A 20285-nucleotide genomic window follows, 5' to 3' on the forward strand; every position below is an offset into this window, starting at 1 on the left:
TGGCCGCGATCATCTCGTTGGTGGCCGTGGGAAGTGGTTTCCCTTCGGTGGGGCGGCGAATGACAGGGAGCCGCCGCAGGTGCAGGCCCTGACCGTGCGGTCGCGGGCGGAGGCGCCCCAGGAGCCGCAGCGGGTGCGGTCGCAGCGCCGGCGGTCGGTCAGCACCACCCGTTTCACGCGTGTGGTGGATAGCAGCTTCACGCGCGGGATGGGCAGCAGCACCGAGTGCTGTGTGGCGGTGGCGAAGCCGCAGAGGGTGCACGTCCTGAGCGTTGTCATGGTCAGTTCCCTCCTGCGGAGCGGTGTGGAGGCCCACGACGTTGTCGGCGTGGGCACGTTGGGCGATGTCGTCAGGCCGGTGCCTCCCCACTGTGGCTGAGGAGCTGGCGCAGGACGTACCGCAGGATGCCGCCGTGGCGGTAGTACTCCCGCTCGGCGGGGGTGTCGATGCGCACCACCGCGGTGAACTCCCGTTGGTGGCCGCCGTCCTCGACCCGGACCGTGACCTCGCTGGGCACGGTCTCGGCGCCGGCGAGCCCGGTGATCGTAAGTGTCTCTTCCCCGGTCAGCTCGAGGCTGTGGGCGGACTCCCCGGGCCGGTACTGCAGTGGCAGGACCCCCATGCCGATGAGGTTGGAGCGGTGGATCCGTTCGAAGGACTCGGCGAGCACGGCCCGGACGCCCAGCAGCGTGGTGCCCTTGGCCGCCCAGTCGCGGGAGGACCCGGATCCGTACTCGGCGCCGGCGAGCACGACCAGGGGCACGTCGTCGGCGGCGTAGGCGGTGGCGGCATCGAAGATGCTCATCTGCTTCCCGCCCGGCAGGTGGCGGGTGAACCCGCCCTCGACGCCGGGGACGAGCTGGTTGCGCAGCCGGATGTTGGCGAAGGTGCCGCGGATCATCACCTCGTGGTTGCCGCGCCGTGAGCCGTAGGAGTTGAAGTCGCGGACCTGCACGCCATGGGCGAGGAGATACTGCCCGGCTGGTGAGTCCTTGCGGATCGCGCCGGCGGGGGAGATGTGGTCGGTGGTGACCGAGTCACCGAGCATCGCCAGCACGCGCGCGCCGGTGATGTCACGCAGCGGTTCGGGCTCGCGCGGCATCGCGTCGAAGTAGGGCGGGCGGCGCACGTACGTGGAGGACTCGTCCCAGGCGAACCTCTCGGCCGAGGGCAGGTCGAGGCTGCGCCAGTTCATGTCACCGGCGAAGACGTCGGAGTAGCCCTCGGTGAACATTTGGGCCTGCACCACCTCCCCGACCACGGCCTCGACCTGTTCGGTGGTGGGCCAGACGTCACGCAGGTACACCGGTTCGCCGTCGGGCCCGTGGCCCAGCGGGTCGCTCGTGAGGTCGGTGTTCATCGTCCCGGCGAGGGCATAGGCGACGACCAGGGGGGGTGAGGCGAGGAAGTTCATCGTGGTCTCGGCGTGGATGCGTCCTTCGAAGTTGCGGTTGCCGGAGAGCACTGCGGAGACGTTCAGGTCGTGCTCGGTGACCGCCGCGCTCACCTCGGGGATCAGGGGCCCGGAGTTGCCGATGCAGGTGGTGCAGCCGTAGCCGACGAGGTCGAACCCGAGCCGGTTCAGATAGAAGGTGAGCCCGGCCTGGTCGTAGTAGTCGGTGACCACCCGGGACCCCGGTGCGAGGGAGGTCTTGACCCACGGACGGCTGGTCAGTCCGCGCAGGACGGCGTTCTTGGCGAGCAGGCCGGCGGCGATCATCACCGAGGCGTTGGAGGTGTTGGTGCATGAGGTGATCGCGGCGATGACTACGTGGCCGTGGTCGATGTCGACCGACTGGCCGTCGATCGTCACCGGCGCCGCGGCGGACGGCCACACGGTGTCCGCTTCCGACCGTGACCTGTCCACCGGCTGCTGGTGGTCCTCGATGCGCCCGAACGCGATGGGGTCGGAGGCGGGGAAGGACTCGGCGGAGGCCTCGTCCAGGCCGGCCAGCTCGGCCGGTACCTGGGATCCCTCGGCGAGGATCTGCCCGATCACGCCGCGGGCCTTGGACAGGGCGATGCGGTCCTGGGGGCGTTTCGGTCCGGCGATCGAGGCGACGACGGCGCCCAGGTCGAACTCGATCGTCTCGGAGTACACCGGAGCGTGGTCCGGGTCGTGCCACAGGCCCTGCTTCTTGGCGTAGGCCTCAACGAGGGCGATCTGCTCCTCGGACCGGCCGGTCAGGCGCAGGTAGCGCAGCGTCTCCTCGTCGACCGGAAAGATCGCGCATGTCGAGCCGTACTCGGGGCTCATGTTGCCGATCGTGGCGCGGTTGGCCAGCGGCACGCTGGCGACGCCCGGCCCGTAGAACTCGACGAACTTGCCCACCACGCCTTTCTGCCGCAACAGCTGGGCGACGGTCAGGACCAGGTCCGTGGCGGTCGCGCCATCGGGGAGCGCACCGGTGAGCTTGAAGCCCAGCACCTGCGGGATGAGCATGCTCATCGGCTGCCCGAGCATGGCGGCCTCCGCCTCGATGCCGCCGACCCCCCACCCCAGTACCCCGAGGCCGTTGACCATGGGGGTGTGGGAGTCGGTTCCAACGAGCGTGTCGGGGTATGCCTGCGGCATCCCGGAACCTGAGGCCCGCTCCCGGACGAAGACCACCCGGGCGAGGTACTCCAGGTTGACCTGGTGACAGATCCCGGTGCCCGGCGGTACCACGAGGAAATCGTCGAAGGCCTGCTGGCCCCAACGCAGCAGCTGGTAGCGCTCCTGATTGCGGGAGAACTCCAGGTCCGCGTTGATCCGGAACGCGCCGGGGCTGCCGAAGGCGTCGGCGATCACCGAGTGGTCGATCACGAGCTCGGCCGGGATCAGCGGGTTGATCCGTTGCGGGTCACCGCCGAACGCGGCCATCGCGTCGCGCATCGCCACGAGGTCGACGACGCAGGGCACCCCGGTAAAGTCCTGCATCAGCACCCGGGCCGGAGTGAACTGGATCTCCGCGCCGTGACCCGCCGTAGGGTCCCAGCCCGTCAGGGCGGTGATCTGCTCGGCGGTCACGACCGTGCCGTCCTCGCACCGCAGCAGGTTCTCCAGCAGGATTTTCAGGCTGTACGGCAGCCGGGCAGCACCCGGGACCCGGTCGAGCCGGAAGATCTCGTAACGCCGGTCACCGACCTGCAGCTCGGCGCGAGCATCGAAGCTGTTGAGCGTCACGGCCATCTCCCTGGATTAGATCTTCAACGGGTGGGCATCTCTTCCACGACGCGCGGGGTCTCCCGCCGTCGTGGCCGCGCCACTGCCGGGTCCGTGGACGGGGTACGCCTGGGCCAGGGTGGTGGTCAGGGTGATCTCGGTGCCGGCCAGGGCCTGGGTCAGCGGGCAGTGGACCGCTGCTGACTCGGCGATGCGCCGGAAGTCGTCCGTCAAGATGCCCAGGACCCGGGCGGTGACGTCGAGGTGGATCCCGTTGATCCCCGTACCGGGGACGAAGGTGACCTCCGCGGTGGCGTCGAGCTGCGTCGGGCGAGTGCCGTTCTGGGTGAGCTCGTGGGAGAGCTGCATCGCGAAGCAGGCCGAGTGCGCGGCGGCGAGAAGCTCCTCGGGTGACGTCCTCCACCCATCGTGGCTCGCGGTACGGGCCTGCCAGTCGACGTTGAACCTCCCCAGACCAGAGCTGGCGAGCGTGGTGGCGCCAGATCCGGACTGCAAGTCACCGTTCCGGGTGGTGCTCCCCCTGCTGATGATTGGGGTGCCCATGGTGTTCCTCCTTCCGTGGGCCCGGCCTGCGGACGCGAGCTGACGGCTCTTGCCGGCGCTGCGTGCCCGTGTGGGCGAGGACGCGCGTGGGCTCGGTCAGCCGCGCGCCGATGTCAGTGGCACCGGTGATGGCTGGGGCTGCTCAGGCGAGAGACGCTGGCCGACGTAGGCGGTGAGCTTCACGAGGCTGTGGGCGTAGCCCCACTCGTTGTCGTACCAGGCGACGACCTTGACCAGGTCGCCGATCACCTTGGTCAGGCCCGCGTCGAAGATCGAGATGTGCGGGTCGCCGGCGATGTCGGAGGAGACGATGGGGTCCTCCGTGTAGGACAGGAGGCCCTGCCAACGGGGGCTGTCGGCGGCCTTCTTCATCGCCGCGTTGACGGCCTCGACGCTCACCGGCCGCGCCGCGGTGAAGGTCAGGTCGGTGGCGGAGCCGGTGGGAACCGGGACCCGCAGGGCGTAGCCGTCGAGCTTGCCCGTGAGCTTCGGCAGGACGCGGGAGACGGCCTTGGCGGCGCCGGTGGTGGTGGGCACGATGTTGATGGCCGCGGCGCGGGCGCGGCGCAGGTCCTTGTGGGGGCCGTCCTGGAGATTCTGGTCGGCGGTGTAGGCGTGGATGGTGGTCATGAGGCCGTGCACGATGCCGAACTCGTCGTCGAGCACCATGGCGAGCGGGGCGAGGCAGTTGGTGGTGCACGAGACGTTGGAGATGATGTGGTGCTTCACCGGGTCGTAGTCGGTGTGGTTGACACCCATGACGAAGGTGGCGTCCTCGTTCTTGCCCGGGGCGGAGATGATGACCTTCTTGGCGCCGGCGTCGAGGTGGGCCCGGGCCTTGGTCGCGTCGGTGAAGCGGCCGGTGGACTCGATGACGATGTGTACGCCCAGCTCGCCCCAGGGCAGCGCCGCCGGGTCCTCCTCCGCGAACGCTTTGAAGGTCAGGGGCCCGACGGTGATCGAATCCTCGGAGGAGCTGACCTCCTCCTCGAGCCTGCCCAGGACCGAGTCGTACTTGAGCAGGTGCGCGAGGGTCCTGATGTCGGTGAGGTCGTTGACGCCCACGATCTGGATGTCAGCGCCCGCGGCCAGCACAGCCCGGGTGAAGTTGCGACCGATGCGGCCGAAGCCGTTGATGCCGACGCGGATCGTCATGATGCCCTCCCGGGGTGCGCCTCTTCGGCGCTAGAACCCCCTGTGTTGGTTTCGTCCTGTTGCGATGCCTGCTGCTCCGGCCATGGCCTCGAACCGGCCCGAGAACACGCCTTGGGCGCACGGATCCATCGCGCCGGGGCCGGTCACGCGGCACATTCCGTGCACACCGGCCGCCCTGCGGCGTCACTGGCCAGCCGGCTGCGGTGGTGGACTAGGAAGCAGTGCGTGCAGATGAACTCATCGGCCTGCTTGGGCACGACCACGACCGTGAGCTCCTCGCCCGACAGGTCCGCCCCGGGCAGCTCGAACTCATCTGCGGCGACGACGTCCTCTTCGTCGACGGTGGCCCAGCTCCCGACCTGGCCTCGCTCCTGAAGCTCTTCGAGGGAGTCCACATTGGCGTCGTCCTCGCTCTTGCGGGGCGCGTCGTAGTCGGTTGCCGCGCTAGCTTCCTTCGCGGGGCGTCGTCTTCGAGGCGGTAAGTCACTGTGGGGCGCCGGTTTGCCCTGACCGCCGCTCCTGCGCGCCGGCTTGGTCTCGTCCTTGGACTTCACGTTCACTGCGCCGTCCCCCCGGGTGTATCTAGGTGCTCAGCGGTGTGCCGACCATCTCGTGGTGGCCCTTGAGCAGCTCGGCCGTGTCCACGCCGGCCCGGGCCAGGGCAGGCAGGAGCACCTTCTCCTCCTTCTCCATCCGCAGCGCGAAGAGCAGCAGCACCGCCCGGGCCGCCAGGGCGGCATCAAATGGGGTAGCGGCCCTTTCGATGTGCTCGACCTGGCGCAGCAGGGCGCGGTGGTCGATCTCCATCGCGGCGACCAGGGTGTGTTCCCCGGCGCGGCGGGCGAGGTTGTGAAGGACTTCCTCCTCGGCGCGCAGGTGTGGGATGACCTCGTTGTCGAGGTGGTCCAACAGCTTGCGCCGACTGGGCTGGGTGTCCGTGCGACGCGCAACCGCCTCGATGAGGGCCGAGCCGCGCTGGGTCAGCTGCGACCACAGCTCGGCGTGGCGTCCCTCGGCCGTTCGGGGTGTCGAAACGGGCTTGTCATGGGTGCTCATGGGACCGTCTCCCTTTTTTACAAGTCGTCCTTGTATTAACTCGCGGAAAGACGGAAGATGCAAGGGCCGACGGTTGGAGGCAGACGTGACCTACGGGCTCGGTATCCCGGGCATTGACGTCCAGAATTGGGCCTGCGCGGACGGGCGGCCGGTGGCCCGCAGCGACGACCGTGATCGCACCCGGTACCTCGGCCCGGGCGAGCGGGCGGCAGCGGCGCCGGTGGACGCGACAGGTGGCGTTCCACTCATGCCGTCCCGGCCCTCGGGGGGCCATCGCCACGTCCACACGGGAATGACATGGAGATGAGCGACGGCCTGAGGCGAGCGGTGCGCGTTTCGGCGGTCAGTCCCTGCCCGGAAGGAGCGAGCGGCCGGGGTGAGAGGGTGGTTCGCTCCAGCTCGGCGTCGTCGGGGATGACACCGAGCGGGTCCCCCGACGGGCCGGCGTCACTTCGCAGTGAACTGCACCAAGCATCCCTGGGGGATGGCGAAGGGCACCAGACGGGTGACTTCTACGGGGGCGCCGAGGCGTTCGAGCACCCCGCGGATCAGTCCGAGCTGGACCGAGCAGACGACGTCGCGGTGCTCCCGGGCGACCTCCAGGAATGGGCAGTGCCGCTGCAGCAGCGAGATCTGGTAGCGGTCCGAGGTGATCTGGGGGTCGAAGCCGATGCTGGCCAGTGCATCCACCAGCATGTTGATCGCCTCTGTGGCGTCAGGGGCCGGACCGTCCCAGGTTTCCATCAGGCGCTGCGCCCAGGCCTTCCCGGCCTGCTCGGTCAGCTCGGGCGATGCGGGCACGCGATCGGCGAGGACACCGGCCAGCACCTCTGCCAGTCCCCGGAAATCACGCCGGGTGCCCAGCGCGTTGGGCTGTGGAACTGCGCTGAAGCGCAGCGGGGGGCGACCGGGAACGCTCTGGTGCCCGACCTGGCGCTGGATCAGGCCGTCCTGCTCGAGCCGGCCGAGGTGGAATCGGACCGTGTTGGGGTGCAGACCAAGATGGGTTGCCAGCTCGTGCGCGCCGAGAGGCTCCGACGAGTCACGCAACGCATGCAGGACGCGGACACGACTGGAGACCGCACCTGTCGGGTCCCCGTCCACCTCCCCCGTAGCTCGCACTCAACCATCGTCTCATCCATCGCACGCCCGCGCCCTGCCGGCATCTTCTGCACCCCAGGCCGGCGCCGTGGCGGCGTCCTCCCTCCGCCAAGACCTCGCCGGTCAAGACCTGGCGCTTCGTGCGCCGCGGCTACCACCCCCGAGGGGGCCGATGATGGCTACCACCGCTGAGATTCGCACCCACGTCGTACCGGGTCTCTCCCCGCGCGAGCAGAGCCTGGGCAGGACGGTGGTCTCGTGGGTCACCTCCACCGACCACAAGGTGATCGGCTACATGTACCTGGTCACCTCGTTCGTCTTTTTCATGTTCGGGGGCGTGCTGGCCCTGCTCATCCGGACCGAGCTGTGGGCACCGGGGTTGCAGCTGGTGCAGTCGCACGAGCAGTACAACCAGCTGTTCACCATGCACGGCACGATCATGATGCTGCTGTTCGCGACGCCGCTGTTCACCGGGATCGCCAACATCATGGTGCCGCTGCAGATCGGCGCCCCGGACGTAGCCTTCCCACGGCTGAACATGCTCTCGTACTGGCTCTATCTCTTCGGCGGACTCATCGTCGTCGGCGGCTTCCTCACCCCCAAGGGCGCGGCGAGCTTCGGCTGGACGGCCTACAACCCGTTGTCCAACGCCGTGTTCTCCCCGGGTCTGGGCGGCGACCTTTGGGTCCTCGGCCTGGCGATGACGGGCTTCGCCACGATCTTCGGCGCGGTGAACTTCGTCGCGACGGTCATCACCATGCGGGCGCCGGGCATGACCATGTTCCGGATGCCGATCTTCACCTGGAACGCGCTGATCACGTCGATCCTGGTGCTCATGGCCTTCCCGGTGCTGGCCGCGGCCCTGTTCGGCCTGGCGATCGACCGGATCTTCGGGGGCCAGATCTTCAACCCGGACGCCGGCGGGGCGTTGCTGTGGCAGCACCTGTTCTGGTTCTTCGGCCACCCCGAGGTCTACATCATCGCGCTGCCGTTCTTCGGGATCGTCACGGAGGTCCTGCCGGTCTTCTCCCGCAAACCGGTCTTCGGCTACAAGGGCCTGGTGTTCGCCACGATCGCGATCGCGGCGCTGTCGATGACCGTGTGGGCGCACCACATGTTCACCACCGGCGGGGTGATGCTGAACTTCTTCTCGCTGATGAGCATGCTCATCGCGGTGCCCACCGGGATCAAGTTTTTCAACTGGATCGGCACACTCTGGCGGGGCAAGCTCACCTTCCAGACGCCGATGCTGTTCTCGCTCGGCTTCCTGGCGACCTTTCTCTTTGGCGGCCTGACTGGGGTGATCATCGCCAGCCCGCCCATGGACTTCCAGGTCCACGACACCTACTTCATCGTCGCCCACTTCCACTACGTCGTCTTCGGCACCGTGGTCTTCGCGATGTACTCCGGGTTCTACTTCTGGTGGCCCAAGTGGACGGGGCGGATGCTTGACGAGCGCCTGGGCAAGATCAACTTCTGGCTGCTGTTCATCGGCTTCCAGACGACCTTCCTGGTCCAGCACTGGCTCGGCGCGCAGGGCATGCCGCGCCGCTACGCGGACTACCTGCCCGAGGACGGCTTCCAGCTCTACCACCAGATTTCCACGGTCGGTGCCGCGATCCTGGCCCTGTCCACGCTGCCGTTCCTGTACAACGTCTACAAGACCCAGCGCGGCCCGCGCACCGTGTTCGTGGACGACCCGTGGGGGTTCGGTAACTCCCTGGAGTGGGCCACCGCCTGTCCGGTCCCGCGGCACAATTTCACCTCACTGCCGCACATCCGCTCCGAGCGTCCCGCGTTCGACCTGCACCACCCCGAGGTCGCGGCCATGGACCGGCCCGGAGCGGGCCGTGGCCACCTCGAGTCCGTCTACGCCAGCCCAGAAACCGAAGGCCGCAAACAGGTGCTTGACCAGCGCATCGCGCGCCAAGAACCGGACAAGCCACGCGCCGAGCCGCGGAATACCGCAAGTGGCCTTGATGGCAGTTAGCGGCGCGTACCGATGGTTATTAGGCCCGGGTGTCCGCCGCCCAGGGGCACGAGGAGAAAGGTCCGTCACGGTGCCCAAGCATGAGGTGAAGGTCGGTCGTGCGTATGAGGAGCCGACAAAAGAAGATGGCATCCGCGTGCTGGTCGACCGCATCTGGCCCCGGGGACTGCGCAAGGACAAGGCCGGCCTGGACGAATGGTGCAAGACGATCGCGCCGTCGACGGCGCTGCGTAAGTGGTACGACCACGACCCGGCGCGCTTCGAGGAGTTCGAGCGCCGGTACCGCGCCGAGCTCGAGGAGACCGAGCGCGCCGCGGCCCTCCAGCACCTCCGTGACCTGGCCGAGCATGGGCCACTGACGCTCATCACCGCCACGAAGCACGCCGACATCAGCGAGGCCAAGGTGCTCGCCACCCTGCTCCAGGGCTGACTTCCCGCCTGGCCACGACCGTGAACGGAAGGGAAAGAACCTATGGAGGAGACGGTGTACCACCGCACTACTCCGGAACTGGCCGCTCGGCGCAGCGAGCTCGCTGCAGGCGTCCATGAGGTTGTCCGGCTCGTGGCCCGCGAATCTGCGGACCGGCACCCGCGGGGGAGTGGCGGGACCACCCCTCCTCATCTTGTTGTTTTGCGGGTCAGGCACTGCATGAAGTCCTCACCATCGCTGGGGCGGGCGATGCAAGGGCGTGACTTGCCCGAAGGATGGCCTGAGGAAGACAAGACCCTCCCCAGTCAGTCGATGACTTGGGCGCGTTTGCTTCCCGGCGGAGTCGGCGGCCTGGCTGGAGCTGCTCGGTGGGCTACCCGGCCCGGGGTAGGCGCCGGCCGCGGCGGGCGACGGAGAGCTGGACTCGGCAGCGGGCGGCGTCGATCCCGAGGACGTGGTTCATCTCGGCGCTGACGCGTTCTGCGTGGTCGACGATGGTGGTGAGGTCGGCGGTGGGTTCCATGGTCGCGCTGAGGACGGCGACGAGCTCGCCGCGATCGTGGTGCACGGTGCCTCGGGTGGACCGTACGCCGGGGGTCTCCGCCAGGACCTGGGCGGCGGCGGTGGCGGCCGCGCCCGGGTCGATCCGGAGGCTCCCGCGACCGTGGTTGCTGGGCAGGGCGAGGGTGCCGACGTTGCGCCGGGGGACGTGAGCGACCAGCCACCACAGCGCCAGGAGCATCGCCACCACCCCGGCCGCTCCCGCGGCCCAGGGCCACCACGGCGCCCCGACGGCGGAGGACGCGGTGCCCAGCGTGAGAGTGTCTGGCGCGGTGGGCCACACGCGGCCGAGCTGCCCGGCCCACCAGGCGACGGCGGCCGTGCCCGCGGCCAGGAGCAGCAGACCGAGCACGAAGGCGAGGATGCGGTCGAGGGCGAGCACGGCACGGCTCATGGCTCCCGCCCGTCGGTGGCGCGTCCCTTGCCGCGCACGGCGACGGTGACGCGTGGGGCGGGGTCGAGCATGGTGAGCCGGGCGGCCACGGCCTGGCGGACGGCGTCGGCGATGCCGGCGTCGCCGATGGAGCGGATGGTGGTCGTGACCCTGCGGCGGGTCGCGATGGTGGAGGCGGAGATGACGCCGCCGACCTCCTCGGCGGCCGCGCTGGCCAGGCGTGCGACGTCACCGACGCCGAGGTAGATCCCGGTGCGGGAGCTGACGGTCACCCGGGAGCGGACCCGGCGGCCGAGGGCGACGGCGATCAGCCACAGGCCCAGCAGGGCCGCGACGATGCCGCCGACGAGGAACCATGGACCGGGTCGCAGCCCGTCGAGCGCGACGAGGCCCGTCGCGACCAGCCCGGTGCCGGCGAGGATGCCGCCCGTGATCAGGGCGTCGAGCACCAGCGCGACGCCGGCGGCGAGGAGCAGGGTGGCCAGGACCGGGCCGACGACGCCGATGGCGCCGCTGCGCGTGGGCAGGCTCGCCGGCGGCATCGGCGCCCAGTCGTTCTGGTCGAGCTCGCCGGAAACGGCGGGGAGGCCAGCGCGACCGTCGCCGGTGCCGTCCGGGTGGGGTGTGCGGGCGCCTGGTGCCGAAACGGGCTGCGGGAAGGAGGTGGTCATCGCACCCTCCGGGGCTCGTCCGCCACGCGCACGACCTGAGCGACGACCACGCGCACGGAGTCGACGTGCAGCCCGGCGAGGTGGTGCAGCTGGGTGGTGACGGCGTCCTGGACCTTCTCCGCCACCTGCCGGGCCGGGGCCGGCCAGCGGATGGCGATCTCGACCGAGGCGCGCACGTGGTCACCGGCGATCTCGCAGTCCACCCGGGGGTAGGTGCGGCCAAGTGCGGTGCCGAGCGCGCCGGCGGTGCTGCCGGCGGGTGCGACGCCGTCGACGGTCAGGACCGCGGCACGGGCGACCCGTTCGACCGCGCGGTCTGCGACCTCGACCGTCCCGCGTGCGTGGGTGTAGGGGCTAGCCACGGCCGCGGCCAGCGAGCAGCCCGGCCAGGTCGAGCTGGCCGGAGGCCACGGCGCCGACCAGCCAGCCGAGCGCGCCGAGGACGAGTGCGAGCAGGAAGCCGTTGAACCCGCCGACGATGGCGGCGAGGGCGAGCAGCAGGCCCGCGAGCAGACCGGTCTGGGAAGCGGACATCCTCACTCCAGGTGGATGCGGATCGCCCCGGCCCGGCCGGGACGCTCGGGCGGAGAAGTCATGGGCGACGGCTCGGTGGCCAGGTCGTCGATGTAGACGTGCACCCCGGTCGGCACCAGCGCGGCTACCGCGCGGTGCACGTGCTCGGCCACCTCGGGAAGGGGCACCTGCCAGTCCAGCACCGCCTGGTCCACCACCACGTGGACCTCGACGCCGCCGGGGCCTATGCGCACCCCGGGCACGCGGCGACCGGGTAGGTAGGTCGCCACCTCGCCGAAGGCGCCCGCGTGCAGGCGGGCCACCCCCGGGACGGCGAGGACCGCCGCGGCCACCGCGTCCGCGAGCTCGTGCCCCGTCGATACTGCGGTCGCCGCGGGCTCGGGGTCGGTGGTCATTGGACCCGTTGCTCCCGCTCGGGCTCAACGTCGTCCTCGGGCAGGTGCACGTCGGTCACGTTGATGTTCACCTCGGTGACCTCCAGGCCGGTCATCCGCTCGACCGAGGCGATCACGTTGCGGCGGATGCCCTCCGCCAGGTCGGCGATCGCCACCCCGTACTCGGCGACGATGCTGAGGTCGATCGCGGCCTGGGTCTCCCCGACCTCCACCGTGACACCCCGGGACTGGTTCGTGGTGCTGCCGGGGATGCGCTCGCGCAGCGAGCCCATCGCGCGGGCCGTGCCCGAGCCCATCGCATGCACGCCGTCGACTTCATGGGTGGCGATGCCGGCGATCTTGCTGACCACCACATCGTTGATCGTCGTGGTTCCCTTGCTGCTGCTCAGGGCGGAAACGACGGTGGCGGTGCCGACGTTCGTGGCGCCAGTGGGACGGCTGGTCATGGCACCGCCGGTTGGGACCGCTGACTGCTCGCTCACGGGAGTTCCTCTCGCTCGTCGCTACGACTTGCCGACACACAGCCTGGGTGTCAGCGTCGTGACACCTAGTGAGACGCTGTTGTCTGGCGATCCTCACGGTCCATGGAATGTGATCTGCATCACACTGACCCGGAGTAGCTCATCGCAGTCGTGAAGGGGCGGCTCGTGGCCGCGAGGTGCGACCCAGCGGGGGAGGCCAGTGACCAGACCGCTTGCCCCCTCCTTGGCCGACCTGCCCGATGCCGTGCTGGCGCGCCGGGCGGCGCTGCGCGACCACGCGGCCTTCGGCGTCATCGTCGATCGGCACGGTCCGGCGCTGTATCGGTACAGCTACCGCATGCTGCAGCACCACAGCGATACCCAGGACTGTCTGCAGGAGGTCCTGGTGGCCGCCTGGCGCGGCCTGCCCGCCTTCCGCGGCGACGCCGAGCTGCGGACCTGGCTCTTCGCCCTGGCCATCAACCAGGTGCGGACCTTCCTGCGCCGCCGTCCACCGTCTACCCTGCCCGTGGAGGAGCTGCAGATCGCGGCACCGGGGCGTTCCGACCCTGAGCAGCACGCCCTGGCCACCGACCTGCTGTCCGCACTCGACCGGGCGCTGCGAGAACTTCCGCTCTCCCAGCGCTCGACCTGGCTCCTGGTCGAGATCGAAGGCCTCAGCTATGCCGAGGTCGCTGAGATCCGACATACCACCGTCGACGCCGTGCGCGGCCAGCTCCACCGGGCGCGCCAAAGCCTAGAAACAAGGTTAGAAGGATGGCGATGACCACAAAGGACTCCCTGGACCGGGCGGCCTCGACGCTGCGCCAGCACACCGACGAGGGCTGGATCGCCATCCGGGCCGACCTCTTCACCCGCGCGCTGGCCATGTTCCGCCCCTCCGCACCCGTGCGAGGCATCCACAAGGCGGGCGAGTTCTTCGTCGCGGGCGACGTGCTGGTCGCCCACCTGCGTGAGGCGCTCGACGCGATCCCCCGGGCGGGCGCCACCCGCATCACCTGCACCACGGACGCCAACCACAACCTCGAGGCCGTCACGATCGAGATCGTCGCCCTCTACCGCGCCCAACTTGTCCCGCTTGCCGAGGCGATCCGAAACCGCGCCGCCGAGCTGTTCGCACAGGCGCTCGGCCTCCCCCCCGAAGAGCTGCAAAACGTTCCTATCCACATCGGCGTCACCGACGTGACGAGTAACCAACTGCTCCTCTAACCTCGCCGCGCGTGCGGCCGCCGCGCAGAGCGCCTCCACGCCAAGCGCCCCACCATGTCCAAGGCGCTAGTCGCCCAGGCTCCGAGGTGTGGTCGGCCTCAACCCGGCACCTCCCACCGCTGACCGCTGGTTGTGTGGCGTTGCAGCACCGGACAGGGACGCCAAGCGTCCCCTGACCCGGCGGCCGCCATTGACCGTCGGCAGAACAGCGCCATCCAAAGGCGAAAGTCGCGTGCGCGTCAGCGCGCGCCTGATGCCCCGGGAAGTCTTTCGCGCGGTGTGTGAAGGGCTGGCGACCGCGATAAGCGCCTACGGGGTGCCGGAGCCCAGATCCTGACGGGCAACAGGAAGGTCTTCACCGCGCGTTCAACCTCCCGGTGGTCGAGGTCCTCTTGGACCGGATCTGCCGGGAGAACGGGTCGAGCGCCTCCTGACCGCTCCCTCGCGGGCAGCGTCGTTCCGTGCGTCCATCATCGTGGCTTGCTTGGCTTCCACCGCGGCCCAGACGTGCACAGGCACCTCTTTGTCCGAGCGAAGCGCGACGGCGGGCGTGCAGTCGCGCTGTGCGGTCGGTCGGTGGCGTAATCCGGGACGTCGACGGGTAGTCGGAGGAGGCGGCCGCCTGAACCGCGACCACGGCGTCCGTATCGGCATGGACGGCTCGATCGACACGGTGTGCGTCGGCGCCGAGGCACGTGCTGGTCACCATGCTCCGATGGTGCCTCTCTCTTGTCGTGGCATGTCGGGACGCAACGCTCGAAGACTACCCGCGGCGGCCGAGGCCCGAGCAGGGGGGCCGGGATAGTTCCGACGACTGACGTTGATCCCGGGCCGCACAGGCCGACTTCCCGGTGATGACCCCGGTGATTTCACCGGCGCGATCCAGGTGACCTGCGGAGGAACCTCGTTGGCGTACCAGATCAACCGCGAAGAGAGCGACCGAAGATGATGCGCCATACGCCCCGCGCGTTCGTCGGCACCACCACCTTCGAGGTGACCGGCATGACGTGCGGCCATTGCGCCGACGCCCTCGTCGGCGTCATCCGGGCGCTGCCGGGCATCGCCGCCATCGCCGTCGACCTCACCTCCGGCGTCGTCACCGTCACCGCCGCGGAGCCCGTGGACCGCGCCGACATCGCCGACGCCATCGACACCACAGGCCACCATCCCCACTGAAAACCAACCGAGGAACCGAGATGGACAGCTGGCTCGACCTGCACCGCTGCCGCGCCGCCGATCTCAACCGCGAGGCCGCCGCCGCCCGGGCCGCCGCCGGGCCACCCGCACACCCCGAAGCACCACCACCTACCGCTGAGACAGGACCCGAGATGAGCACCCTGACCGCCCCCACCACCCGGACAGCCGTGGCCGCCGAGACCCGCGCCGTCGTCAAGACCTACGGCCGCGGCGAGTCCGAGGTCCGCGCCCTCGACGGCGCCGACGTCACCATCCCCACCGGCCGATTCACCGCCATCATGGGCCCCTCCGGCTCCGGCAAGTCCACCCTCATGCACGCCCTCGCCGGCCTGGACACCATCGACTCCGGCCAGGTCCTCCTCGGCGGCACCGACCTCACCACCCTCAGCGAGGAGCAGCGCACCGTGCTGCGCCGCGAGCGGATCGGCTTCGTCTTCCAGGCCTTCAACCTCGTCCCGTCGCTGACCGCCGCGGAGAACATCGCCCTGCCCCTCACCCTCGCCGGCCGCAAGCCGGACCCGGCCTGGATGGCCGAGCTGGTCGACGTCGTCGGCCTCGCCAACCGGCTGACCCACCGGCCCACCGAGCTCTCCGGCGGCCAGCAGCAGCGCGTCGCCGTCGCCCGCGCCCTGATCGCCAGGCCGGATATCGTCTTCGCCGACGAGCCCACCGGCAACCTCGACTCCAAGGCCGGCGAGGCGGTGCTCGGCTTCCTGCGCTACGCCGCCCGCGACCTCGGCCAGACCATCGTCATGGTCACCCACGACCCCGGCGCCGCCGCCTACGCCGACCGCGTCGTCTTCCTCGCCGACGGCCGCATCGTCGACGAGCTGACCGAGCCCACCACGGCCGCCATCCTCACCACGATGGCCCGCCTCACCACCCGGGAGGTCTGACCGACATGTGGCACCTGACCCTCGCGCACATCCGCACCCACCGCTCCCGTTTCGCGCTCACGCTCATCGCCGTCGTCCTCGGCGTCACGTTCGTCACCGGCAGTCTCGTGCTGACCGACACCTCTCAGAAGCTCTTCGAGGACCAGTTCCGCACCGCATCCGCGGGCGTGGACCTGACCATCCGTGACGCCGCCGCCTTCGACTCCGCCATGGGCGTCGAGGTCGAGCGCGACCCGCTGCCGACCGACCTCATCGAGCGCGTCCGCGCCGTCGACGGGGTGGCCGACGCCGCCGGCTCCGCCGCCGGGCAGGGCCTGCTCGAGGTCGACGGCGAGCCGCTCGTCCCGGCCGGGTCGTCCCTGCTGTCCTCCTGGTCGCCGGCACCGTACGGCGCCTTCGAGATCCGCGAGGGCAGCTCGCCGGCGGACGGCGAGGTCGTCCTCGACGTCGCCACCGCCGAGACCTACGGCATAGCCGTCGGCGACGAGGTCACCGTCAAGGCGGGCACCACCGAGACCCTGTCCGTGGTCGGCCTGGCCGGGTTCGGCACCGAGGACGGGCTGGCCGACACCACCATGGCGCTCGTCTCCCTGCCCACCGCCCAGCGGCTCCTCGAGCTCGGCGACCAGGTCACCCAGGTCCAGGCCGTCGCGGCCGACGGCGTCACGCCCACCGCCCTGCAGAGCGCCGTGGGGGAGGAGCTCGGCGCCGAGTACGACATCGCCACCTCCCAGGACACCGTGGCCTCCGGCGCCGCGGCCGCGGCGTCCAAGCTGTCGATGATCCGGGTGATGCTCCTGGCGATGGCCGGGGCCGCGCTGCTGGTCGGCGGCTTCCTCATCGCCAACACCTTCGCCATCGTCATCTCCCAGCGCTCCCGCGAGCTCGCCGTGCTGCGCGCCGCGGGCGCCACCGCCCGGCAGCTGCGCCGCTCGGTACTCGGGGAGGCACTTGTCGTCGGCGCCGTCGGCGCTGTGCTCGGCACCGGGCTCGGGATTCTCGCCGGGTACGGGCTGCGGAGCGTGGCCCGCTCCTTCGGGGTGGCCCTGCCCGACGGAGGCCTGGTGGTGGCGCCGCGGACGCTGCTGGTCTCCCTCAGCATCGGCGTGATCGTCACCGTGTTGTCCGCGGTCGGGCCGGCCCGCAAGGCCGCCCGGGTCGCCCCGGTCGAGGCAATGCGCGAGAGCGGCGCCGTGCCGCCGTCACGCCGGCGCACCGTGCTCGGATGGGGCGCGGCGGTGGTCGCCGCCGCTGCCGTCGGGTCGACGGTTGTCGGGGCGGACGTCATGGTCGTGGCCACCGGTGCCGTGGCCGCGCTCGTGGCGCTGACGCTCCTTGGGCCGGTGCTGGCGCCGCGGCTGGTGCGGCTGGTCGGCCGCCCGCTCGACGCCGCCGGCATGACCGGCCGGCTGGCCCGGGAGTCCGCCGCCCGCGCCCCGCGCCGCACCGCCGCCACCATGACAGCACTGGCGATCGGGCTGACGCTCATCACCTTCATGACGATCCTCGGCCAGTCGGTGAAGGCCACCACGGCGGGCACCTACAAAGAGGTCATCGCCGCCGACCTGGTCGTCGAGAGCGCCCGTGCCGAGATGCTGGGCGGGCTGTCCCACGACGTCCACCACGCCGTCGAGGACGTGCCCGAGGTCGCCGTCGTCTCCCGGATGCGGTACGGCCACTGGAAGGACGCCGGCGCCACCAGCGCACTGACCGCGATCGACCCGGCCACCCTCGGCGAAGTCGCGAACGTGGACATGGTCGCCGGCTCGCTGAGCGCACTCGCCGGCGGTGGCGTCGTGATCGGTGCGGAGAAGGCCGCCGAGCACGGGCTTGGGGTCGGCGACACCCTCACAATGACCTTCGCCCGCACCGGCGACCAGGACCTCGAGATCGTCGGGCTCGTCGACGACGGCGACGCCCAGGCCCTGGCCACCGGGTACCTCATCTCGATGGACACCTACGCCGAGTACTTCACGGAGGACGTCGACGCCTCCTTGCTGGTCAAGCTGAAGGATGGCGTGGACGCCGAGGCCGGCGAGAAGGCCGTGGTCGACGCCCTTGCCGAGTTCCCGACGGCCGACGTACGCGACATGGCCGCCGCCGTGGCGGCGCGGGCCGGCGCGGTCGACCAGATCCTCGGGATGGTCACGGTCCTGCTGCTGCTCGCCGTCGCGATCGCCCTGCTCGGCATCACCAACACCCTGGCCCTGTCGATCGTCGAGCGGACCCGTGAGATCGGGCTGCTGCGCGCGATCGGCATGACGCGCAGGCAGGTGCGCTGGATGGTCCGCTCGGAGGCCGCGCTCGTGGCGGCCCTGGCCGTAGTGGTCGGCGTCGGGCTCGGCGCGGGCCTCGGGGCCGCGACGGTCCGGGCGCTGTCCGGCACCGAACCGGTGCCGGTGGCCTGGCCGGTGGACCGGCTGCTACTGGTGGTCGCCCTCGCCACCGTGGCCGGGCTGCTCGCCGGGATGCTTCCGGCGCGGCGGGCCGCGCGGCTTGACGTGCTGCAGGCGGTGGTCGCCCAGTAGGGCCTCGCCGACGGCCGGGCGTCCGCCAGGGGCGCCCGGCCGCGACACAAGAAACGCAGCCGGCCGGTTGGTCACCGCGGCCCCGTACGAGCCTCGAGACCGCACCGCTCCTACGCAGGAGGCGCAGCCCACGGGGCTGTCCGGGATGGCCGCAACGCACGCTCCACCGCCGGTGTGACCGGCCCGGCGATTTCACCGTTGCGAGGCCCCCGGCATCGGCGGCGCTGTGCGTTCCACGATCGAGCACCCCACATCAGGAGAACACCCATGACCAACGCACCCGCTCGGGGCGGCGACACTTCGGTATGGATCCCGTCCTCGGAGGAAGCGACCACCCGGCCCGACGCTCATCGCCGTGGACGTCGTCGACACGGCCCGGGCACCACGGCGGCCGTGACCAGTCCGGCCACGGCCAGCGCACAGGCGGACGTTGAGCGCGCTGAGACACGCCACAACCGGCTGCGTCGGCGCACAGCGCTCGGCCTCCTGGTGTCGGCGCAGTTCGTCGTCATGCTCGACACCTCGATCGACAACGTTGCCCTGCCGTCCATTCAGGACGAGCTTGGCCTGAGCCCGGCTGGCCTGTCCTGGGTCGTCAACGCCTACGTCCTGGCCTTCGGCAGTCTGCTGCTGCTCGCCGGGCGGGCCGCCGACGTGGTCGGCCGGCGCGTCATGTTCGTCGCCGGGGCTGCCGTCTTCACGATAGGCACTCTCCTGGCCGGCACCGCTCCGAACGAGGGCGTGCTCGTCGCGGCGCGCGTCGTTCAGGGCGCGGGAGCCGCCGCGCTCAGCCCCGCCGCCATGTCGCTGCTGCTGGCGATGTTCCCGGGTCCGGCCCGCGCCCGGGCGATGAGCGCGTGGGGTGCCGCTTCCACTCTCGGCGGCGCCACCGGGGTGTTGGCCGGCGGGTTGCTGACCGGGACGCTGGGTTGGTCGTGGGTGTTCTTCGCCACCGTGCCGGTCTCGCTCGTCCTGATCGTCGGTGCCCGGTTCCTGCTCGAGGGTGCAGGGGCGGGCCCCCGCGGGCGCTTCGATGCGCTTGGTGCAGCAACGATCACGGGGGCTGTCCTCGCTCTCGTCCACGCCGCGCTGGCCGTTCCGGAGCACGGGTGGACCTCGCCCGCCGTGCTCGCGGGTGCGGCCGTCGCCGTGGCGCTCCTCGTAGCGTTCACGCAGGTGGAGCGCCGCGTCGCCGAGCCTCTCGTCCCACTGGACCTGTTCAGGGCCCGAAGGGTCTCTGCCGGTGTCACCCTGGGGGTGCTGGGCGGCGCCGCCCGCGCGTCCACGTTCGTCCTCATCGCCCTATATCTTCAGCAGGCGCTGCTCATGGCGCCACAGGTGGCCGGCCTGGCCATGGTGCCCACGTCGCTCGCCGGGTTCGCCGCCTCGGTGAGCCTTCTTCCGCGGGTGCTACGGGGCGTGGGACCGGAGCGCAGCATGGTGCTCGGCCTCGTGGTCCTCGCGACGGGCCACCTGTGGATCGCCCGGACCCCGTCCCCGGCGCTGTACGTCGTCGACGTCCTGCCCGGCCTGTTGCTCGTGGCCGTGGGCGTAGCGTTCAGCTTCACGCCCACAACCATGGTCATCGCCTCCGGGCTTCCTGCGCACCATGCGGGACTGGCTTCCGGGTTGGCGAACTCCAGCACGCAGGTCGGTGCTGCACTCGGGATGGCAGCGTTTACGGCCGTCGCCACGGCGGCGAGCCGCACGGGCGACGCCGCCGGCCAGGTGGTGTCCACCGACGGGTTCGCGGCGGCGTTCGTCGCGGCGGCAGTCGTGGCAGTTGCCACCGCTGCCATGGGCGCCTGGACACTGGTGCGACGGCGGTAGGTGCCCAACGCATGACGGCGGCCGGCCTGTGCGATGTCGCCACGGTTCTGGCGAGGTGGACTATGGCGCCGAGGGGGACGCGGGTTGTGACGATCGTCCACCAAGCACTTCGGCGTCGGTGCTGATGAACGCGCCCGGTCGGGGCG

Annotated in this window: 19 protein-coding genes and 1 pseudogene; 8 read left to right on the top strand and 12 right to left on the bottom strand. The window is 70.6% G+C overall.

What is annotated here, in order from left to right:
* Window positions 1–350: 350 nt before the first annotated feature.
* The 6 genes and pseudogenes from EJK16_RS05785 to EJK16_RS05810 all read right to left on the bottom strand — a co-directional run bounded on the left by EJK16_RS05785 (window position 351) and on the right by EJK16_RS05810 (window position 7043).
* Entirely contained in the window at window positions 351–3173 is a 2823-nt protein-coding gene (locus EJK16_RS05785; RefSeq protein ID WP_164737206.1) for an aconitate hydratase, read from the bottom strand.
* A gap of 9 nt (window positions 3174–3182) precedes the next feature.
* Window positions 3183–3710: an OsmC family peroxiredoxin gene (locus tag EJK16_RS05790; protein WP_127127248.1), complete on the bottom strand. Its 528-nt coding sequence runs from the start codon at window positions 3708–3710 to the stop codon at window positions 3183–3185.
* A gap of 96 nt (window positions 3711–3806) precedes the next feature.
* Window positions 3807–4865 (bottom strand): type I glyceraldehyde-3-phosphate dehydrogenase, encoded by a 1059-nt coding sequence (gene gap / locus EJK16_RS05795; RefSeq protein WP_127127250.1) that lies wholly within the window; start codon window positions 4863–4865, stop codon window positions 3807–3809.
* Window positions 4866–5008: 143 nt separating this feature from the next.
* Window positions 5009–5305 (bottom strand): annotated as a pseudogene (locus EJK16_RS20030) (DUF4193 domain-containing protein); the annotation flags it as partial.
* 142 nt (window positions 5306–5447) lie between these two features.
* Complete coding sequence (locus tag EJK16_RS05805; RefSeq protein ID WP_127127252.1) at window positions 5448–5921, bottom strand: hemerythrin domain-containing protein; 474 nt, start codon at window positions 5919–5921, stop codon at window positions 5448–5450.
* 447 nt (window positions 5922–6368) lie between these two features.
* Window positions 6369–7043, bottom strand: a complete 675-nt coding sequence (locus EJK16_RS05810; protein ID WP_127127254.1) for a helix-turn-helix domain-containing protein — start codon at window positions 7041–7043, stop codon at window positions 6369–6371.
* A gap of 154 nt (window positions 7044–7197) precedes the next feature.
* On the opposite strand from EJK16_RS05810, the gene ctaD reads away from it, so the two are divergent.
* Together ctaD and EJK16_RS05820 are read left to right on the top strand one after the other, a co-directional pair.
* Window positions 7198–9012 carry a cytochrome c oxidase subunit I gene (gene ctaD / locus EJK16_RS05815; protein ID WP_127127256.1) on the top strand — a complete coding sequence of 605 codons (1815 nt, stop codon included), beginning with the start codon at window positions 7198–7200 and terminating at the stop codon, window positions 9010–9012.
* Between the two features lie 70 nt (window positions 9013–9082).
* Complete coding sequence (locus EJK16_RS05820) at window positions 9083–9442, top strand: DUF488 domain-containing protein (protein WP_240645802.1); 360 nt, start codon at window positions 9083–9085, stop codon at window positions 9440–9442.
* 373 nt (window positions 9443–9815) lie between these two features.
* Here the strand turns inward: EJK16_RS05820 and EJK16_RS05825 are convergent, their stop codons facing one another.
* Genes EJK16_RS05825 through EJK16_RS05850 form a run of 6 tightly spaced genes read right to left on the bottom strand, consistent with a single transcriptional unit; the run spans window position 9816 to window position 12479 of the window.
* On the bottom strand, window positions 9816–10397 hold the full coding sequence (locus EJK16_RS05825) for a hypothetical protein (protein WP_127127260.1): 582 nt from the start codon (window positions 10395–10397) through the stop codon (window positions 9816–9818).
* On the bottom strand, window positions 10394–11068 hold the full coding sequence (locus EJK16_RS05830) for a DUF6286 domain-containing protein (RefSeq protein WP_127127262.1): 675 nt from the start codon (window positions 11066–11068) through the stop codon (window positions 10394–10396). The genes EJK16_RS05825 and EJK16_RS05830 overlap by 4 nt, the downstream gene beginning before the upstream one ends.
* Window positions 11065–11430 carry an Asp23/Gls24 family envelope stress response protein gene (locus EJK16_RS05835; protein WP_164737208.1) on the bottom strand — a complete coding sequence of 122 codons (366 nt, stop codon included), beginning with the start codon at window positions 11428–11430 and terminating at the stop codon, window positions 11065–11067. The genes EJK16_RS05830 and EJK16_RS05835 overlap by 4 nt, the downstream gene beginning before the upstream one ends.
* Window positions 11423–11602, bottom strand: a complete 180-nt coding sequence (locus tag EJK16_RS05840; RefSeq protein ID WP_127127266.1) for a DUF2273 domain-containing protein — start codon at window positions 11600–11602, stop codon at window positions 11423–11425. Before EJK16_RS05840 ends, EJK16_RS05835 begins: the two co-directional genes overlap by 8 nt.
* Window positions 11603–11604: 2 nt before the next feature.
* Complete coding sequence (locus EJK16_RS05845) at window positions 11605–11997, bottom strand: hypothetical protein (RefSeq protein WP_205739614.1); 393 nt, start codon at window positions 11995–11997, stop codon at window positions 11605–11607.
* Window positions 11994–12479: an Asp23/Gls24 family envelope stress response protein gene (locus EJK16_RS05850; RefSeq protein ID WP_240645803.1), complete on the bottom strand. Its 486-nt coding sequence runs from the start codon at window positions 12477–12479 to the stop codon at window positions 11994–11996. Before EJK16_RS05850 ends, EJK16_RS05845 begins: the two co-directional genes overlap by 4 nt.
* 199 nt (window positions 12480–12678) lie before the next feature.
* Between EJK16_RS05850 and EJK16_RS05855 the strand changes: the two genes are divergently transcribed.
* The 6 genes from EJK16_RS05855 to EJK16_RS05880 all read left to right on the top strand — a co-directional run bounded on the left by EJK16_RS05855 (window position 12679) and on the right by EJK16_RS05880 (window position 20139).
* Window positions 12679–13245 carry an RNA polymerase sigma factor gene (locus EJK16_RS05855; protein WP_127127268.1) on the top strand — a complete coding sequence of 189 codons (567 nt, stop codon included), beginning with the start codon at window positions 12679–12681 and terminating at the stop codon, window positions 13243–13245.
* Entirely contained in the window at window positions 13236–13688 is a 453-nt protein-coding gene (locus EJK16_RS05860; protein ID WP_205739615.1) for a hypothetical protein, read from the top strand. The genes EJK16_RS05855 and EJK16_RS05860 overlap by 10 nt, the downstream gene beginning before the upstream one ends.
* Before the next feature lie 945 nt (window positions 13689–14633).
* The gene (locus EJK16_RS05865) at window positions 14634–14864 is read left to right on the top strand and encodes a heavy-metal-associated domain-containing protein (protein WP_127127272.1); all 231 of its coding nucleotides are present in this window, start codon (window positions 14634–14636) and stop codon (window positions 14862–14864) included.
* Between the two features lie 152 nt (window positions 14865–15016).
* Window positions 15017–15781, top strand: a complete 765-nt coding sequence (locus EJK16_RS05870; protein ID WP_127127274.1) for an ABC transporter ATP-binding protein — start codon at window positions 15017–15019, stop codon at window positions 15779–15781.
* A 5-nt stretch (window positions 15782–15786) separates the two neighbouring features.
* Window positions 15787–18309 carry an ABC transporter permease gene (locus EJK16_RS05875; protein ID WP_127127276.1) on the top strand — a complete coding sequence of 841 codons (2523 nt, stop codon included), beginning with the start codon at window positions 15787–15789 and terminating at the stop codon, window positions 18307–18309.
* Window positions 18310–18702: 393 nt separating this feature from the next.
* Window positions 18703–20139 (top strand): MFS transporter, encoded by a 1437-nt coding sequence (locus EJK16_RS05880; RefSeq protein ID WP_164737209.1) that lies wholly within the window; start codon window positions 18703–18705, stop codon window positions 20137–20139.
* Window positions 20140–20285 lie beyond the last annotated feature (146 nt).

This window comes from Georgenia sp. SYP-B2076 (assembly GCF_003991205.1).
In the GTDB taxonomy this organism is placed as follows: Bacteria; Actinomycetota; Actinomycetes; order Actinomycetales; family Actinomycetaceae; genus Georgenia.

Coding starts and splice junctions, on each gene's coding strand:
- EJK16_RS05785 (WP_164737206.1), bottom strand. CDS start 3,173: ATGGCCGTGACGCTCAACAGCTTCGATGCTCGCGCCGAGCTGCAGGTC.
- EJK16_RS05790 (WP_127127248.1), bottom strand. CDS start 3,710: ATGGGCACCCCAATCATCAGCAGGGGGAGCACCACCCGGAACGGTGAC.
- gap (WP_127127250.1), bottom strand. CDS start 4,865: ATGACGATCCGCGTCGGCATCAACGGCTTCGGCCGCATCGGTCGCAAC.
- EJK16_RS05805 (WP_127127252.1), bottom strand. CDS start 5,921: ATGAGCACCCATGACAAGCCCGTTTCGACACCCCGAACGGCCGAGGGA.
- ctaD (WP_127127256.1), top strand. CDS start 7,198: ATGGCTACCACCGCTGAGATTCGCACCCACGTCGTACCGGGTCTCTCC.
- EJK16_RS05825 (WP_127127260.1), bottom strand. CDS start 10,397: ATGAGCCGTGCCGTGCTCGCCCTCGACCGCATCCTCGCCTTCGTGCTC.
- EJK16_RS05830 (WP_127127262.1), bottom strand. CDS start 11,068: ATGACCACCTCCTTCCCGCAGCCCGTTTCGGCACCAGGCGCCCGCACA.
- EJK16_RS05840 (WP_127127266.1), bottom strand. CDS start 11,602: ATGTCCGCTTCCCAGACCGGTCTGCTCGCGGGCCTGCTGCTCGCCCTC.
- EJK16_RS05845 (WP_205739614.1), bottom strand. CDS start 11,997: ATGACCACCGACCCCGAGCCCGCGGCGACCGCAGTATCGACGGGGCAC.
- EJK16_RS05860 (WP_205739615.1), top strand. CDS start 13,236: ATGGCGATGACCACAAAGGACTCCCTGGACCGGGCGGCCTCGACGCTG.
- EJK16_RS05865 (WP_127127272.1), top strand. CDS start 14,634: ATGATGCGCCATACGCCCCGCGCGTTCGTCGGCACCACCACCTTCGAG.
- EJK16_RS05870 (WP_127127274.1), top strand. CDS start 15,017: ATGAGCACCCTGACCGCCCCCACCACCCGGACAGCCGTGGCCGCCGAG.
- EJK16_RS05875 (WP_127127276.1), top strand. CDS start 15,787: ATGTGGCACCTGACCCTCGCGCACATCCGCACCCACCGCTCCCGTTTC.